This window comes from Roseobacter cerffii (assembly GCF_054226325.1).
Genome location: NZ_CM135757.1, coordinates 3056111 through 3073617, shown reverse-complemented (window position 1 = coordinate 3073617; position 17507 = coordinate 3056111). Strand labels below are relative to the sequence as shown.

At 62.2% G+C, this 17507-nt stretch carries 16 protein-coding genes; 11 read left to right on the top strand and 5 right to left on the bottom strand.

The features are described from left to right. Positions 1–5: 5 nt before the first annotated feature. From ACVC7O_RS14875 to tldD, 5 genes are all read right to left on the bottom strand, one after another. On the bottom strand, positions 6–1031 hold the full coding sequence (locus tag ACVC7O_RS14875; RefSeq protein WP_458322897.1) for a PAS domain-containing protein: 1026 nt from the start codon (positions 1029–1031) through the stop codon (positions 6–8). Positions 1032–1041: 10 nt separating this feature from the next. Then, positions 1042–1761 carry a CoA transferase subunit A gene (locus tag ACVC7O_RS14870; RefSeq protein WP_458322896.1) on the bottom strand — a complete coding sequence of 240 codons (720 nt, stop codon included), beginning with the start codon at positions 1759–1761 and terminating at the stop codon, positions 1042–1044. Positions 1762–1927: 166 nt separating this feature from the next. Continuing rightward, the gene (topA, locus tag ACVC7O_RS14865) at positions 1928–4510 is read right to left on the bottom strand and encodes a type I DNA topoisomerase (protein ID WP_458322895.1); all 2583 of its coding nucleotides are present in this window, start codon (positions 4508–4510) and stop codon (positions 1928–1930) included. A gap of 202 nt (positions 4511–4712) precedes the next feature. Then, positions 4713–5861, bottom strand: coding sequence for a DNA-processing protein DprA (gene dprA, locus ACVC7O_RS14860; protein ID WP_458322894.1), 1149 nt, complete (start codon positions 5859–5861; stop codon positions 4713–4715). Positions 5862–5966: 105 nt separating this feature from the next. Further along, positions 5967–7388 carry a metalloprotease TldD gene (gene tldD, locus ACVC7O_RS14855; protein ID WP_458322893.1) on the bottom strand — a complete coding sequence of 474 codons (1422 nt, stop codon included), beginning with the start codon at positions 7386–7388 and terminating at the stop codon, positions 5967–5969. Between the two features lie 177 nt (positions 7389–7565). On the opposite strand from tldD, the gene coxB reads away from it, so the two are divergent. From coxB to ACVC7O_RS14800, 11 genes are all read left to right on the top strand, one after another. Further along, positions 7566–8447, top strand: a complete 882-nt coding sequence (gene coxB, locus ACVC7O_RS14850; RefSeq protein WP_458322892.1) for a cytochrome c oxidase subunit II — start codon at positions 7566–7568, stop codon at positions 8445–8447. A 55-nt stretch (positions 8448–8502) separates the two neighbouring features. Then, positions 8503–9441: a heme o synthase gene (gene cyoE, locus ACVC7O_RS14845; protein ID WP_458322891.1), complete on the top strand. Its 939-nt coding sequence runs from the start codon at positions 8503–8505 to the stop codon at positions 9439–9441. Positions 9442–9444: 3 nt separating this feature from the next. Continuing rightward, the gene (locus tag ACVC7O_RS14840) at positions 9445–9609 is read left to right on the top strand and encodes a cytochrome C oxidase assembly protein (protein ID WP_458322890.1); all 165 of its coding nucleotides are present in this window, start codon (positions 9445–9447) and stop codon (positions 9607–9609) included. Beyond that, complete coding sequence (locus ACVC7O_RS14835) at positions 9609–10193, top strand: cytochrome c oxidase assembly protein (protein ID WP_458322889.1); 585 nt, start codon at positions 9609–9611, stop codon at positions 10191–10193. Before ACVC7O_RS14840 ends, ACVC7O_RS14835 begins: the two co-directional genes overlap by 1 nt. A 25-nt stretch (positions 10194–10218) precedes the next feature. After that, positions 10219–11040 carry a cytochrome c oxidase subunit 3 gene (locus ACVC7O_RS14830; protein ID WP_458322888.1) on the top strand — a complete coding sequence of 274 codons (822 nt, stop codon included), beginning with the start codon at positions 10219–10221 and terminating at the stop codon, positions 11038–11040. A 74-nt stretch (positions 11041–11114) separates the two neighbouring features. Further along, positions 11115–11795 carry an SURF1 family protein gene (locus tag ACVC7O_RS14825; protein WP_458322887.1) on the top strand — a complete coding sequence of 227 codons (681 nt, stop codon included), beginning with the start codon at positions 11115–11117 and terminating at the stop codon, positions 11793–11795. Positions 11796–11807: 12 nt separating this feature from the next. Continuing rightward, positions 11808–13196, top strand: coding sequence for a threonine synthase (thrC, locus tag ACVC7O_RS14820; RefSeq protein WP_458322886.1), 1389 nt, complete (start codon positions 11808–11810; stop codon positions 13194–13196). After that, complete coding sequence (locus ACVC7O_RS14815; protein WP_458322885.1) at positions 13193–14455, top strand: M16 family metallopeptidase; 1263 nt, start codon at positions 13193–13195, stop codon at positions 14453–14455. The genes thrC and ACVC7O_RS14815 overlap by 4 nt, the downstream gene beginning before the upstream one ends. Continuing rightward, complete coding sequence (locus tag ACVC7O_RS14810; protein WP_458322884.1) at positions 14455–15039, top strand: GNAT family N-acetyltransferase; 585 nt, start codon at positions 14455–14457, stop codon at positions 15037–15039. The genes ACVC7O_RS14815 and ACVC7O_RS14810 overlap by 1 nt, the downstream gene beginning before the upstream one ends. Before the next feature lie 168 nt (positions 15040–15207). Beyond that, complete coding sequence (locus tag ACVC7O_RS14805) at positions 15208–16017, top strand: MBL fold metallo-hydrolase (protein ID WP_458322883.1); 810 nt, start codon at positions 15208–15210, stop codon at positions 16015–16017. A 45-nt stretch (positions 16018–16062) separates the two neighbouring features. After that, entirely contained in the window at positions 16063–17478 is a 1416-nt protein-coding gene (locus ACVC7O_RS14800) for an FAD-binding oxidoreductase (RefSeq protein ID WP_458322882.1), read from the top strand. Positions 17479–17507: the final 29 nt, after the last annotated feature.

Genomic DNA, 17507 nt, shown 5'->3' with positions numbered 1-17507 from the left:
CGATCCTATTCGGCGATAGCCGCGCCCGCGGGCACGTCGATGGTGATAAAACTGCCCGCCGCGCCACGCCCGAGCTGCAAGGTGCCCTCGAGCCCTTCGATCAGCCCGTTCACGATACGCCCCCCCACGGTCGAAGGGCTTGGCCAAGACATGGAGCTTGGAATGCCCACACCATCATCGGAAACCGTCACGCGCAGACCACCGGCGCTGAGCTGCGACATGCGCACCTCCACGAGGCCGGTGTCGATGCGCTCAAAGGCGTGCATGAACGCGTTGGTCAGGATTTCCGAGACCACGAGGCCCACCCGTGATGCGGTCTCGATTGGGACTTCAAGCGGGTCGATCTGCACATTCAGGCGAATGCCGGAGCGTCCGTAGACATGGCCGATGGCACAGCACAGTCGCGACAGATAACTGCCCATCTGGATATGATCGCGATTGGAATGCTGATCGGACAGCTTCATTTCCTCATAAAGTAGTTGAAGCGTTTCAATCCGGCGGCTGAGTGCGGCATATTCGGCGGGCACCGATGTGGAGTTCGACTGCCGCCGGATCATGCCGATGATCATCGACATGTCGGTTTCGACACGGTCCTGTATCTCCATCAACTGAGCGTTGACCTTCTCGGGGGCACCCCCGCGCTCTTCCTGGCGCAGCTCTTTCTGAATACCGACGAAATACTGCACCTCACCGTCTTCGTCGCAGATTGGCGCAATCACGAGACGGTTCAGAAAGGGTTCACCATTGGCGCGGTAGTTGAGAATGTCTGCAGCCACGGGCTCGCGCGACTCGATACCTCGGCGGATCAGGTCGACAGCGGCTTTATCGGTCTCCTCGCCCTGCAGGAAGCGACAATTCCGCCCGATGGCCGCGCTACGGGCATAGCCGGTCTGTTGTGTAAACGCGTGGTTGACGTAGACAATCGGGTTGTCATCGATATGCGGGTTGGTCACGACCATGGACACTTGGGTGCGGCTGAAGCCTTCGAATGAGGTGTCCTCGATGAGGTCTTTATCTATTGTGTCTGCCATCGGTGCACTCTCAAGCCGCTTGGGTCGCGCCGTCCGGGCGCGGTCGCGTTGTTCTCTGCTCGATCCGTTTTTCGTGCTCTCCCTGCACGATGCGGTGCACGTAGATGCCGGGCAGGTGGATCGTGTCGGGATCGAGCGATCCCAGCGGCACGATCTCCTCCACCTCGGCCACGCAGACCTTCCCGCACATCGCCGCCGGAGGGTTGAAATTCCGCGCCGTCTTGCGGAACACGAGGTTGCCCGAGGGGTCCGCCTTCCACGCCTTCACGATGCTCAGATCGGCAAAGATGCCCTCTTCCATGATGTAGGTCTCGCCACGAAACTCCTTGTGCTCCTTGCCCTCGGCGATCACCGTGCCGACGCCGGTCTTGGTGTAAAAGCCCGGGATGCCGCAGCCACCCGCGCGCATCCGCTCGGCAAGCGTGCCTTGCGGGTTGAACTCGAGCTCGAGCTCACCGCTCAGGTACTGGCGCATGAATTCGGCGTTTTCGCCGACGTAGGAGCTGATCATCTTCTTGACCTGGCGCGTCTGCAGCAGGATACCGATGCCGAAATCATCGACGCCCGCGTTGTTGGAGGCGAAGGTGAGGTCCTTGGTGCCCGCCTCCTTGATCGCCTCCAGCAGCAGCTCGGGGATGCCGCAAAGCCCAAAGCCCCCCGCCGCGATCAGCATCCCGTCGTGCAGAACACCCTCCAGCGCCGAAGACGCCGTCTCAAATACTTTCGTCATCTCGCTCCCTTTGACCGGCTGGCGCACCGGACATTTGCGCACGCAAGGGGTGTGAATCCGTGGATTCTCCCCAATTTTGGCGCGAGTATAATACCAGTTCGATATTGGTCAAACCGCTTTGGCCTAAAACGTAAGCGTTTGCATTATGGTGCAACCGGTCATGATTTCAGGCTTTCTTGGCGGTCGCGGCTGTCTTGGCAGGTGCTTTCTTCTTGGCCGGTGCCTTCCGCCGCCCTTTGCCTTTCTTCGCCGCTTTTTCCTCGATCAGGAGCGTGGCGGCTTCCAGCGTGACATCCTCTGGCTCGGTCCCCTTGGGCAGGGTCGCATTGATCTTATCCCACTTCACGTAAGGGCCATACTTGCCCTCCATGATCGCGATGGGGCCGCCTTGGTCGGGGTGCTCGCCAAGTTCCCGCAGGGTTTTCGCAGGGGCGCCGCGGCCACCACGGCTGGCAACCTTTTCAGCGAGAAGCTGCACCGCGCGGTTCATTCCCACCGTCCAGACCTCATCGATGCTTTCGAGGTTGGCATTTGTCCCGCCGCGTTCCGAAGTGGACGCGGCATGTTTGAGATAGGGCCCATAGCGCCCGATGTTGGACCAGACCATCACGCCATCGTCTGGGTGGGGGCCGACTTCGCGGGGCAGGGAGAGGAGCATCACTGCCTGCTCCAGATCCACGTTCTCGGGTGGCCAATCCTTCGGGATCGACTGGCGTGGGGGTTTCTTGTTGTCTTCGGTCACCTCGCCGCGTTGCACATAGGGGCCGAAGCGGCCCTTGAAGGCAAAGATCTTGTCACCCGCATCCTCGCCCAGCAGTTTGCCTTCGGGGGGGATGCCGCTGTCGTCTTCCTCACCTGGTGGGCCAAAGGCGCGGGTGTAGCGGCACTCGGGGTAGTTGGAGCAGCCGATGAAAGCGCCGCCCGAACGTGCGGTGCGCATCGACAGGCGCCCGGCGCCGCAGTTGGGGCAAAGGCGCGGGTCGGTGCCCTCTTCGTTGGGCGGGAAGAGGTGCGGCTCCAGCACCTCGTTGATCTTCTCCAGCACCTCAGTGATGCGCAGATCCGCCGTTTCGGCAATGGCGGCGGAGAAATCGCGCCAGAAGCGGCGGAGTACCTCTTTATATTGGGCATCGCCAGCGCTCACATCGTCGAGCTCGTTTTCCAGATCGGCGGTGAAACCGTAGCCCACGTATTTGCGGAAGTAGTTTTCGAGGAACGCGGTAACGAGGCGGCCCTTGTCCTCCGGGATCAGCCGGTTCTTGTCCTTGCGGACGTATTCCCGGTCCTGAATTGTGGTGACAATCGAGGCATAGGTCGAGGGCCTCCCGATGCCCAACTCTTCCATCTTCTTGACCAGCGTCGCCTCGGTGTAGCGGGGCGGGGGTTGCGTGAAATGCTGCTCCGGCGTGACGGCGCGCTTGTCCATCTTGTCGCCCTGGTCGATTTGCGGGAGGCGCTTGTCATCCTCGTCCACCACATCGTCGCGGCCTTCCTCATAGACCCGCAGGAAGCCATCGAAGAGCACCACCTGACCGGTGGCACGCAGCACGACCTGACCATCGGCGCTACCCACATCGACGGTGGTGCGCTCCATCCGCGCGGCTTCCATCTGGCAAGCCAGCGTGCGCTTCCAGATCAGATCATAGAGCTTGCGCTGGTCGGCATCGGAGGTCTTCAGATCCTCCGCCTTGGTCATCATGTCGGTCGGCCGCACGCATTCGTGGGCCTCCTGCGCGTTCTTGGCCTTGTTCTTGTACATGCGCGGGGAGCCGGGCACGTAGTCCTTGCCGTAGAGCGTCTCGATCGCATCCCGCGCGGCCTGCACGGCTTCGGGCGCCATGTCGATGCCGTCGGTCCGCATGTAGGTGATGTAACCCGCCTCATAGAGCCGCTGCGCCGTGGACATTGTCTGCCGCGCACCCATGCCGAACTTGCGGCTGGCCTCTTGCTGCAGGGTTGAGGTCATGAAAGGGGCGGCCGGGTTGCGGTTGGCAGGCTTGGCTTCGACCGACTGCACCTCCAGGTCGCGCGAACTGATCGCCTGCACCGCCATCTCGGCCTGGGTCTGGTTCTCGATGTCGAATTTGTCGAGCTTCTTGCCCGCGAGCACGGTGAGCCGCGCTTCGAATTCCTGTCCGCGCGGGGTGGCGAGCAGCGCTTTCACCGACCAATACTCGCGGGAGCGGAAGGCCTCGATCTCCATCTCGCGTTCGACGATGAGGCGCAAGGTGACCGACTGCACGCGGCCTGCGGATTTCGCACCCGGCAGCTTGCGCCAGAGCACCGGTGACAGGTTGAAGCCCACCAGATAATCCAGCGCGCGGCGGGCGAGGTAGGCCTCGACCAGCGGCATGTCGACCTCGCGCGGGTTCTCCATCGCCTCGGTCACGGCCTTTTTCGTGATCTGGTTGAAGACCACGCGGCTGACGGGGGTATCCTTCTTGATCGACTTGCGCTTGGTCAGCGCTTCTTGCAGGTGCCAGCTGATCGCCTCGCCCTCGCGGTCGGGATCCGTTGCGAGGATCAGCGCGTTGTCGTCCTTCAGCGCATCGGCGATGGCTTTCACGTGTTTCTTGCTGTCGGAGGCCACCTCCCACAACATATCGAACTCATTTTCGGGATCGACGGAGCCATCCTTCGGTGGAAGGTCCCGCACATGACCGTATGAGGCGAGAACCGTGTAATCGTCACCCAAATATGCGTTAATTGTCTTGGCTTTAGCTGGAGACTCAACAACAACTACTGGCATTTACTCGCGCACCTCTGGGTCAAATTCCGCATGTCTATGATCAAGCCAGATGTGCTGTGCAGCCGGGTTTGTCAATCTGGTCGTCCGTGTCGCAGCAAAAAATCGTTACATTCGCCGATCACCCTTGATGAAAGTTTTTGCGCTCGCTTCTGACCAGCGTGATGGCTGTCTTCGGCCAGATCTTGGACCGGCGGAGCGGGGCTTAGGCGCGCGAGAGCAACCCGCCCGACCGGCGGGTGATCTTACCGTCCATTTCGAGATCGAGAAGGGCAGGCGCGACGTCCGAGGGGGCGACTGCGAGGTCGCGGATGAGCTGATCTTCGGCGACGGGTGCAGGGCTGAGGCGTGACAGGATCTGGCTGTGCAGTGCCGCTACGTCGCGGAGCGCGCGGTTCTTCTTCGGCGCAGGCGTCACCGCAGGCTCCAGCGGCAATTCCGGTGCGTCGCCGCTCAGCGGGGTCAGGGCTTCGAGGACGTCGGCTGCTGATCGGATCAACGTCGCGCCGTCGCGGATGAGCTGATTGCAGCCCGCGGCGCGCGCGTCAAAAGGGTTGCCGGGCACCGCGAGCACCTCGCGACCCTGATCGAGTGCGTCCCGCGCGGTGATCAGGCTGCCGGATTTGGACGCGGCTTCGACCACAACGGTCGCCCGGCTCAGCCCAGAAATGATACGGTTGCGGCTCGGGAAATGGCGGGCAGTCGGTTTCAAACCCATGGGTTGTTCAGAGAGCCTCAGACCCGATTCGGCGATGTCCTTCGCCAACTCGGTGTTCTCGGCGGGATAGATCACATCGACGCCACCGGCCTGCACTGCGACGGTTCCGGTCGGAAGTGCGGCGGTGTGCGCCGCCGTATCGACGCCACGTGCCAGGCCGGAGACGACGACATAGCCTTCCTTTCCAAGATCCCGCGCCAGGGCCTTGGCCATCCGTGTACCAAGCGAGGAGGCGTTGCGTGCACCGACCAGCGAGATCATCGGGCGCTGGATCAAATCAGGATTACCGATGACCCAGAGAAAGGGTGGGGCGTCCTCAATCTCGTCAAGGAGGGGAGGATAGGCTGGGGTGCCGTGCATGATCAGCCGTGCACCTGCGGCGCGGGCTGCTTTCAGTTCTGCGGTGATCACACCTTCGGGGCAGGCTTCATAGTTCTCGACGCCGGCGGCACGCGCTACCTCGGGCAGCGCGGCCAACGCGTTCTGCGCCGTGCCGTGTTCAGTCAGCAGTCGTTTATACGTCGTTAAGCCAACCCGGCGGGATCGCAAAAGACGGAGACGGGAGAACTGTTCGTCTTCCGAGGTGGGTGGGAGTGGGGGGTGAGTGGAAGAAGGATTGTGGTCCTTTTCAGTCATCCTCGTCTCCGTCCTTTACGGGAATCAGAATTAAGCCGAGATGGTTAACAACCGATGAATCAATGTATGGTTGTGGTATCGCTATTTTTGGGGAGGCGCTCCAAATCAGGAGGCCGACCCCCCCACCGTCAGCCCGCCAATCATCAACGTGGGCTGGCCCACACCCACCGGGACCCATTGCCCGGCCTTGCCGCAATTGCCCATGCCCGGATCCAAAGCCATATCGTTACCGATGGCCCTAATGTGTTTCAGCGCCGTGGCGCCATCTCCGATCAGTGTGGCGCCTTTCACAGGAGCGCCGACCTTGCCGTTCTCGACCCGGTAAGCCTCGGTGCAGCTGAAGACGAACTTGCCATTGGTGATATCGACTTGCCCGCCGCCGAAGCCCACGGCGTAGATGCCGTCCTTCAGATCGGCCACGATATCGCTTGGGTCGCTGTCGCCGCTCAGCATATAGGTGTTGGTCATCCGAGGCATCGGTGCATGGGCATAGCTTTCGCGGCGCCCATTGCCGGTGGCGGCCACGCCCATCAGCCGGGCATTCTGGCGGTCCTGCATGTAGCCGACGAGAATACCGTCCTCGATCAGGGTGTTCTTGCCCGAGGGCGTGCCTTCATCGTCGATGGTGATCGAGCCACGCCGGTCGGGGATGGTACCGTCATCCAATACGGTGACGCCCTTGCTCGCGATCCGCTGCCCCATCAGCCCGGCAAAGGCGGAGGAGCCCTTGCGGTTGAAATCGCCCTCCAGCCCGTGACCGATGGCTTCGTGCAGCAGGATGCCGGGCCAGCCGGGGCCGAGCACCACGTCCATCACGCCCGCGGGCGCCGGGACAGCTTCGAGGTTCACGGTGGCGATGCGCAGAGCTTCGCGAATCTTCGACTGCCAATCCGCCGGATCAAGCAGCCCGTCGAGACCCACGCGCCCGCCGCCGCCGACCCCACCGGATTCGCGACGCCCCTCCTGTTCAACGATCACCGAGACATTCACGCGGGTCATCGGACGCACATCGCGCACCGATTGACCGTCCGGGCGCAGGATTTCGACCTCCTGCAGGCTGGCGGCGATGGTGGCCGAAACCTGCACCACGCGGCTGTCCAGATCGCGGGCGAAGGCATCCATGGCGCGCAGCGTCTCGACCTTCACGGGGAAGGCGGCACCCGCGATGGGGTCGTCATCGGTATAGAGCCGCGTGTTGGTCGGCTGCGGTGCATCTGCCAGTGTCCCCCCGCCATCACCCACGGCGAGACGTGCGGTTTCGGCGGCGCGGGTCAGCGCCGCTTCGGAAAGCTCGGTGGAATGCGCATAGCCTGCGACCTCGCCGCAGACCGCGCGCAGCCCGAAGCCTTCGGACGCGTCATAGCTGGCCGTTTTCAATCGCCCGTCATCGAAGACCAGCGCTTCGGACCGGCGGCGTTCGAGAAAGAGCTCGCCGTCGTCGGCTCCGTCGGTCGCCGCGCGCAAAATGCGCAGTGCCACCTCCCGGTCCAGCGTGTCGTGGAAAGGCCGAAAGGCAGCATCGGACATCGGGTCATTCCTCCAGAGGCGGTGAAAAAATGGCGACAGCGTCTCTATGACGCAAGCTCAACTCTTTATCTCGTGGTCAGAATATGATTGTAAGAGCGCAGATTACAATGTGTGGACGGTGCGCAACCTTTCCCGCACGGGGCAAGACAATAGATGATCCCAAGATCAGGACGACACATGAAACGTTTCTTCACTCTCTCAGGTTTGATGGCGGGCTTTGCCGCGACAGCAGCCCAGGCCCAGGATAACCTCGAAATTATCGGGGCTCCTGTTGACGGGAAGATGGGGTTCCAGCCCGCTGCGACAGAGCTGGCGCGCGACCTGCAGTGGCTCGATGGCATGATTCTTGTGATCATCACGATTATCACGCTGTTCGTGACCGGGCTGATTGCCTGGGTTGCGATCCGCTACAACGCCAAGCGTAACCCTGAGTCGGCCACCTTCACCCATCACACACCGGTTGAGGTGGCTTGGACGGTTGTGCCGATCGTGATCCTGGTCTTCATCGGGGCGTTCTCGCTGCCGGTGCTGTTCAAGCAGCAGGAGATCCCGGAGGCGGATATCACCATCAAGGTGACCGGCTATCAGTGGTATTGGGACTACGAGTATGTGGACGAGGGCTTCGAGTTCTCCAGCTACATGATCGGCGCCCCTGCTACTGGCGGCACAAATCAGAAATCGCCTGAGGTTATCGCGCAACTGGAAGCCGCCGGGTTCTCGGAAGAGGAATTCCTGCTGGCGACTGACACCTCTGTTGTGATCCCCGTGGGCAAGACCATCGTTATGCAGGTGACCGGCGGCGACGTGATCCACGCCTGGACCATCCCCGCCTTCGGTGTGAAGCAGGATGCCGTACCGGGCCGTCTGGCCGAGCTGTGGTTTGAGGCGGAGCAGGAAGGCGTCTATTTCGGCCAGTGCTCCGAACTCTGCGGTTTGAACCACGCCTATATGCCGATCACGGTCAAAGTGGTGTCGGAAGAGGCCTATGCAGAGTGGCTGGCGGGCGCGAAGGAAGAATATGCCGGCGTTCCGCAAACCCGGGTGATCGCTTCCAACTGACAGGTGGGGTGGGCTTTCAGGCCACCCTCTCCCCCACAGCACGCAAGGCGCAGGAATGGCGGACGCTAGCTATACAACCACACCACAGGAGTACGACACGCAGCTGGGCGACTATTTTGCCTTGCTCAAGCCCCGTGTGATGTCGCTTGTGGTGTTCACGGCGGTGGTGGGTTTGCTGGCCGCTCCCGTTTCGGTTAATCCTGTCGTGGCCTTCTGCTCGATCCTCTTCATTGCCATCGGGGCAGGCGCGTCGGGCGCGCTCAACATGTGGTGGGATGCGGACATCGACGGGGTGATGCAGCGCACCGCCAAACGCCCGATCCCCTCGGGTCGAGTGCCTGCGGGCGAGGCGCTCTACCTCGGCATGGCCCTGTCCGGCCTGTCGGTGATGATGCTCGGGCTGGCCGCCAATCTACTGGCCGCAGCACTTCTGGCCTTCACCATCTTCTTCTATGCGGTTGTCTACTCCATGTGGCTGAAGCGCTCGACGCCGCAGAACATCGTGATCGGCGGCGCAGCGGGGGCCTTCCCACCGGTCATCGGTTGGGTTGTCGCCACGGGCAGCTTCTCCGTCGAGGCGTGGCTTATGTTTGCCTTGATCTTCATGTGGACACCGCCCCACTTCTGGGCCTTGGCGCTCTTCATGAAGTCGGACTACAACGACGCCGATGTGCCGATGCTGACCGTCACCCATGGACGCAAGAGCACGCGGCTTCACATTATCGCTTACACCGTCTTGCTCGCTGTGTTGGCCGTGGGCACCGGGTTCAGCGCGGTGGGCGGCCCGATCTACCTTGCGTTTGCGGTGGTTCTCAACCTCCTGTTCCTAAAGGGCTCCATTCACATCTGGCGTCGGGATGAGACAGAGGCTAAAGCGGACAACTACACCGTCGAGAAGAAATTCTTCCGCCTTTCGTTGTGGTATCTTTTTGCGCATTTTGGTGCGATCCTGATCGAAGCACTGTTGCGCCCGTTTGGCCTGGGAGGTTGGTAAGCCGTGGCATTTCGTCCCGAGCATGAGTTGCACATGCGCCGCAAGGGCCGCAACGTCGGTGTTGGCTTGCTGCTGGGCGGCTTTGTTGTGTTGGTGCTGGCGTTGACCGTCGCCAAGGTGACCAGCGGTGACTTCGAATTGCCAAAAGCAGAGGAGCTGTCCCAGTAATGGCCTTGACCGGACCCGCGAAGACCGTTGCACAAACCGTGAGCGTTGTGGTCGTCATGGGTGCTCTCGCCTGGGCGTCGGTGCCGTTTTACGACTGGTTCTGCCGGGTGACTGGCTTCGGCGGCGTGACCGGCGTGTCCGAGGTGGCCCCGGACGATGTGCTCGACCAGACCATCACCGTGCGCTTCGATGGGTCGCTGCACAGCAACATGGCCTGGGAGTTCACACCAGTCGAGCGCGAGATGGAGGTTCGCATCGGCGAGACGGGTCTCGCCTTCTACGAGGCCTACAACCCCACCGACCGGGTCATCGCCGGCTCGGCGAGCTACAACGTGACGCCCTATCAGGCAGGCGGCTTCTTCAACAAGATCCAGTGCTTCTGCTTTGAAGAGCAGGTGCTCCAGCCGGGTGAGCGGGTGCAGATGCCCGTGACCTTCTACGTCGACCCCGAGATTGTCGACGACCGGGATGGCAAGTTCATCCACACCATCACGCTTTCTTACACATTCTATGAAATCGATCTGCCCGAGGGCTACGCGGCGCTGGAGCAGACAGACCAAACCTCAGACACAAGTCTGAACTGACCAAGATAAGGCAAGGGACGCAGACATGGCCCAAGAAAAGAACCACGACTATCATATCCTGAACCCCTCGATCTGGCCGCTCTTGGGGGCGCTCGCAGGGTTCATCATGCTCTTCGGCGCCGTCCTTTGGATGCAGAACGTCACACCGTGGATGTTCTGGATCGGGTTCGTCGGCGTGCTCTACGTCATGTTCGGCTGGTGGGCCGAGGTTGTGGCCGAGAGCCGCATTGGCGATCATACACCCGTGGTGCGGATCGGCCTGCGCTATGGCTTCATCCTCTTCATCATGTCCGAGGTCATGTTCTTTGCCGCGTGGTTCTGGAGCTTCTTCAAACACGCCATCTATCCGATGAGCGAGTATGCGGGCACCGAGTATGTGCAGCCCGAGATCTATCACGTCGATGCCTTTCACCTGCCGCTGATCAACACGCTGGTCCTGCTGTTGTCAGGTTGCGCTGTGACCTGGGCGCACCACGCGCTGGTCCACGGCGGGCCGCGCAAGGATGTGATCAATGGCCTTGGCATCGCGGTGGTTCTGGGCGTCGCCTTCACCGTCCTACAGGGCTATGAGTACTCCTATCTGCTCTATCAGGGCTGGGAGTTCGGCGGTGACAAGTTCTTCTCGAATTTCTTCATGGCCACCGGCTTCCACGGCGCGCATGTGATCATCGGCACCATCTTCCTCGCGGTCTGCTGGTTCCGCGCGATGAAGGGGCACTTCACAGCCGAAAAGCACATCGGCTTCGAGGCCGCGGCCTGGTACTGGCACTTCGTCGATGTGGTCTGGCTGTTCCTGTTCTTCGCCGTCTACATCTGGGGTGTGGGACAGATGCCCGGCGCGCACTAGGCGCCCGCAATCAGAATAGAGTAAAGCGCGCGGATTCCGCGCGCTTTTCATTTTGAGAGGAGTTGAAGCGCACGATGCGGCTGTGGTTCGGGTTGATTGTCGGCGTGGTTGGAGTGGGTATCCTTGTCAGTCTTGGCATCTGGCAGGTGCAGCGTCTGGCTTGGAAAGAAGATCTCCTCGCCAGGATCGAGACCCAGATTGTCGCGGCTCCCGTGCCCCTTCGGCAGGCGCTGGAGCCGGAGGTGCAGCGCTACAGTCCGGTGACGGTTACAGGAGCGTTTGACGCCGAAACGCCACCGATCCGAATTCTGGCCTCGCGCAAGACCGTTGGGGCCGTATATCGCATCATCCGCCCGTTTCAGGCCGAAGACTATGGGCGCATTCTGGTTGATACCGGATGGGTGGTGGATGACGCGGGCACGCCGCCTGCGCCATCGGCAGACCGGATCACCCTTGTCGGCAACCTCGATACACCCAACGAGGCCGATGGCTTCACGCCCGCACCCGATCTGGACGACAACATCTGGTTTGCCCGAGATGTGCCGCAGATGGCGCGCGCCTTGAGCACCGAGCCGCTGCTTGTGGTCCTGCGCGACGCGCCGGAATCTGACCTCGGCGTGACGCCCTGGCCCGTAGACACGGCTGGTATTCCGAACGATCACCTGCAATACGCCATCACGTGGTTTTCCCTCGCGGTGATCTGGGGGGCCATGACTGTGTATTTCCTGCTGCGCACGCGACGCAGCGCGCGCTGAGAGGGACGAGCGATGCGCTATATCTCTACCCGTGGCACGGCCCCCGTGCTGAATTTCGAAGAGGCGATGCTGACTGGGCTGGCCCGCGATGGTGGGCTTTACGTGCCCGAGACGATTCCACAGATGACTGTCGCGGATATCGCACGGTTGGAGGGGTTGAGCTATGAGGCGATTGCCTATCGCGTGATGCGGCCTTTCGTGGGTGATGTCTTCACAGACGACGAATTCGAAGGGATCATCGCGCGCGCCTATGCAGGCTTTGGCCATGCGGCACGTGCGCCTCTGGTGCAACTGGATCAGGGGCATTTCCTGCTGGAGCTGTTCCACGGGCCGACGCTGGCCTTCAAGGACTTCGCCATGCAGCTGATTGGGCAGATGTTCCAGACAGCGCTTGGGCGCAAAGGCGAGCGGGTCACGATTGTGGGCGCCACCTCTGGAGACACAGGCTCGGCGGCCATTGAGGCCTTCCGGGGCTTGGACAATGTGGATGTGTTCATCCTCTACCCGCATGGCCGCATCTCCGAGGTGCAGCGGCGGCAGATGACCACGCCGACCGAAAGCAATGTGCACGCCCTGGCGATTGACGGGGACTTCGACGACTGCCAGGCGCGGCTGAAAGATATGTTCAACGACTTCGCCTTCCGGGATGAGGTGAAGCTGGCGGGGGTGAATTCGATCAACTGGGGCCGGGTGCTGGCGCAGGTGGTCTATTACTTCTCCGCCGCCGTGTCGGTTGGCGCGCCGCATCGTGCTGTCAGCTTCACCGTGCCCACAGGCAACTTCGGCGATATCTTTGCAGGCTATATCGCCAAGCGCATGGGGCTTCCCATCGACAGACTTGTGGTCGCGACGAACCAGAACGACATCCTCGACCGCTGCCTGAAGGGGCAGGGCTATCACAAAGGTGAGACCGCACCCTCCATCAGCCCGTCGATGGACATTCAGGTCAGCTCCAACTTTGAACGCGCGCTTTTTGATGCCTACGATCGTGAGGGGCCAGCCATTGTCCAGCTGATGGAGGAGCTGAAGGCGGGGGGCTTTGAGGTCAGCCAGGGCGCGATGCAGGTGTTGCAGTCGCACTATGCCTCGGGCCGTGCGTCGGAGTCGGAGACGTTGGCGACAATTGCGTCCGTGCTCAAGACCACCGGCGAGTTGCTGTGTCCGCACAGCGCGGTGGGCGTGAAGGTCGCGGAGGAGCATCGCGTAACCGGTACGCCCATGATCACGCTGGCCACGGCGCATCCGGCAAAGTTCCCGGACGCGGTGGAACAGGCCGCGACGCAACGGCCCCCCTTGCCCCCGCGTATGGCAGACCTGTATGAACGCGCGGAACGGGTGAGCCGGGTGCCAAATGATTTGGGGGCGCTCACCGCGCATATCAAAGGGCACAGAGCTGCGTGACACTGAACCAACACCGCCTGTCAAACGGCTTTCGCATCGTCACTGAAGAAATCCCCGGCCTGGCCTCGGCCTCGGTCGGGGTCTGGGTCACCGCCGGCGCGCGCCACGAGACGCCGTCGCAGAACGGCATTGCGCATTTCCTCGAACACATGGCGTTCAAGGGCACCAAGCGGCGCACGGCGCTGCAGATCGCCGAAAGCATCGAAGATGTGGGTGGCTATATCAACGCCTACACCAGCCGCGAGGTCACGGCTTATTACGCGCGGGTGTTGCAGAACGACGTGCCGCTGGCGCTGGATGTGATTGCCGACATTCTGCTGAACCCGACGCTGGAGGAGGCCGAGATCGAGGTGGAGCGCGGCGTGATCCTGCAGGAGATCGGGCAGGCGCTCGACACGCCGGATGACGTGATTTTCGACTGGCTGCAGGAAGAGGCCTATCCGGATCATCCCATGGGTCGCACGATATTGGGCCCGGCAGAGCGGGTGGCCAACTTCAGCCGGGCCGATCTGCAAGGGTTCATCGGGCAGCACTACGGGCCCGAGCAGATGATACTCTCCGCAGCGGGCGCTGTGGACCACGAGGCCATCGTGAAACTGGCCGAAGAGCTCTTTGGCGGCATGGAGGCGCGGCCCGTGTTCGATGCGGATGCGGCGCGGTTTCTGGGGGGCGAGCGGCGGCAGCCGAAGGCGCTGGAGCAGGCGCATTTCGCGCTGGCCTTCGAGAGCCCGGGGTACCGCGATGACACGATCTATACCGCGCAGATCTATGCCTCAGCGCTCGGCGGCGGCATGTCGAGCCGCCTCTTTCAGGAGATTCGTGAGAGCCGGGGGCTGTGCTATTCGATCTTCGCGCAGGCGGGGGCCTATGCCGATACGGGCATGACGACGATTTATGCGGGCACCAGCGCTGATCAGCTGCCGCAACTGGCCGAAATTACCATCGACGAGATGAAGCGGGCGGCCAGTGACATGTCACCGGCCGAGGTGGCGCGGGCGCGGGCGCAGATGAAGGCGGGGCTGCTGATGGGGCTGGAGAGCCCCTCGACCCGGGCCGAGCGTCTGGCGCGGCTGGTACAGATCTGGGACCGCGTGCCGCCCTTGGAAGAAACGGTGGCAATGATCGATGCAGTCACGACAGGTGATGTGCGTGAGTTCGCCGAAGGCATGGCCTCGGCCGCGCCAGCCGCTCTGGCGCTTTACGGCCCCATCGATGCCGCTCCGAGCCTTGCGCAACTGCAGGAGCGGCGGGCGGCGTGATGCTGCGCGGGTTTCGCAAACTCCGCATCGAGACCGAACGGATGACCCTGCGCCCGCCCATCCATTCGGACTTCCGGGCCTGGACGGCCCTGCGCGCGCAGAGCAAGGACTATCTGAGCGCCTGGGAGCCGAGCTGGGCCAAGGATCATCTGACGCGCAAGGCGTTTACCAACCGTGTCTATTGGGCGCAGCGCTCCGTTTCGGGCGGAACTGCGTTGCCACTCTTCCTGATCCGGCGGCAGGATGACGCGCTTCTTGGTGCCATCACATTGGACAACATCCGGCGGGGCCCGGCGCAGGCGGGCACGCTGGGCTATTGGACGGGCGAGCCCTTCGCGCGGCAAGGCTATATGCGCGAAGCGATCACGGCGCTGGTGCATCATGCCTTTACACAGCTCGATCTCAGCCGGATCGAGGCGGCTTGTCTGCCGGAAAACTCCGCGTCTCGCGGGCTTCTGGAGACCTCAGGGTTCAAATACGAGGGTGTGGCGCAGAGCTATCTGCAGATCGATGGGCGCTGGCGCACCCATGTCCTGTATGCGGCACTGCGCAGCGACCGACGCGGCAAGACCGACGCGGGCTGATCGGTTTTTGATCTCCGGCAAGCGGTCCCGATCACGCGGCGCAATCACCGATCAAGCAAAACCGATGTGCGTTTTTCCGGCAACCAGACGACACCATTCCACACGACAGTGAAAATGCTTCTGGGAATCGGCGGCGTCGCGATAGGCTGAAGGTCTGGGGAGGTGAGCATGCTCATTCGGTTTTTCGCAATTCTCATTCTTATGACACAGTCAGCGATCGCACAGGATCGCACGCCCAGCCATTGCATCGCCTTGGCCGAGGCACCCGGAATGGAGTATGTGGTGCCTGCAAGCCTCGGCCCGGTGGCCGAAGAGACGGTACGCATTCACTATATCACCCACGCAAGTTTTCTGATCCGCAGCCACGGCGGGCTGAACATGGTGACCGACTATACGGGGTTCACGGGTTCGGCGCCGATGATCCCGGATGTGGTGACGATGAACCACGCTCATGACACCCATTGGACCGCGAACCCGGACCCCGCCATCCCGCATGTGTTGCCGGGGTGGGGGCCGTTTGGTGAGGGAATTGAGCATCATCTCGATCTGGGTGAAGTGCTTGTCCGCAATGTCTCGACCGATATCCGTTCCCAGTTTTCGGGGATCGAGGAGAACGGCAATTCGATCTTCGTCTTCGAGTTGGCGGGGCTTTGTGTCGGTCACCTCGGACACCTGCATCACGAGCCGGATCCCGAGCAATACGCGGCCCTTGGACGGCTTGATGTCGTCATGGCACCCGTCGACGGTGGGTATACGCTTGATCTGCCGACGATGATCCGCGTATTGAAGCGGCTGCGATCCTCGGTGGTGATCCCGATGCATTGGTTCTCGCTCTACGCACTCGATGAATTTCTTACGGGCATGGCGGATGAGTTTGCGGTGGTCGAGGTCGGAGGGCCTGCGCTCGATATCTCGATGGACCGGTTGCCCGGGCGGCCCACAGTGATGGTGCTGCGACCGCAGCTCCTCAGCGAGTAGTCCACCGGCCCTTGCATCGACCTGCAGGGCAGGGGATCAACGGTTATGAACCTGAACCCCGCCGATTCCGACTTTGAAGCGCTGCTGCGCGCGGTCTTGCCCGATGATGCGCTGAAGACGTCTGAACCACGCTATCTGGAGGAACCGCGCGGGCGATACCATGGCCGGGAAACGCTGGTGGCGCTGCCGCGGTCGGTGGACGAGGTTGCAGCTATCGTGCGTCTGGCGGGACAGTCACGGGTGGGTGTGGTGGCGTACGGTGGTGGCACTGGACTTGTGGGAGGCCAGGTTTCGCCCGAAGAGCCCTTGCCGATCATCCTGTCGCTTGAGCGGATGGCAGCCGTCCGGGAGGTTTACCCCGAAGAGAATGTGCTGATCTGTGAGGCGGGCGCGGTGCTGGCCGATGTGCAGGCGGCAGCGGATGCTGTGGATCGCCTATTCCCGTTGTCTCTGGCGTCGGAAGGGTCGGCGCGCATCGGCGGCAATCTGGCGACAAATGCCGGGGGCACGGCGGTGCTGCGCTATGGCAATGCGCGCGAATTGTGTCTGGGGCTCGAGGCAGTCCTGCCGGACGGACAGATCTGGCATGGGCTCAAACGCCTGCGCAAGGACAACACCGGCTATGATTTGCGCAACCTGCTGATCGGCTCCGAGGGCACGCTGGGCGTCATCACAGCGGCGTCGCTGAAGCTGAGTCCGAAACCTGCCGCGCGTGGCACTGCGATTTTCGTGGTGCCCTCGCCAAAGGCCGCGCTCGAGCTTCTCGCCCTCGCGCAATCGCAGTTGGGCGAGCTGGTCAGCGGGTTTGAGCTGATAAGTGGCCAGGGGTTGAGTTTCCTGGCCGAGACCGTGCCGGACGTGCGTCAGCCGTTCGAAGAGCCGCCCGCGTGGTCGGTGCTGATGGAGGTCGGGCTGGTGGCGGGGCTGGATCCGCAGGGTGCTTTGGAGCAGGTTTTTGTGGCCGCTTCCGAGGCCGGGCTCGCGCTTGATGGGGTCATTGCCCAGAGCACGCAGCAATCGGATGAGTTCTGGTTAGTACGGGAGCACATCCCGGAGGCTAACAAGCGCGTGGGCGCGGTGATCTCCAGCGATGTCTCGGTGCCGCTGGGCGCGATACCGGAGTTCATTGCAGCGGGGCGGGACGAGATAGCGAAGATCGGGGCTTTCCGGATCAACTGCTTTGGTCATGTCGGGGACGGCAATCTGCACTACAATGTCTTTCCGCAGCTTGGCGCGTGCGCATCGGACCACGCGAACCAGCGTGCGGCGTTGCAGCGGGCGGTGCATGACCTCGCGCATCGGCTCGGTGGCTCCGTCAGTGCGGAGCATGGGGTGGGGCGCTTGAAGGTTGACGATCTGGAACGCTATGGCGAACCAGCAAAGCTCTCGGCGTTGCGGGCGATCAAGTCGGCGCTTGATCCTTTGGGTATTATGAACCCGGGCGCAGTCCTCCGGAATTGAGGCGCTGGCGCGCCACGCGATGTTTTTCA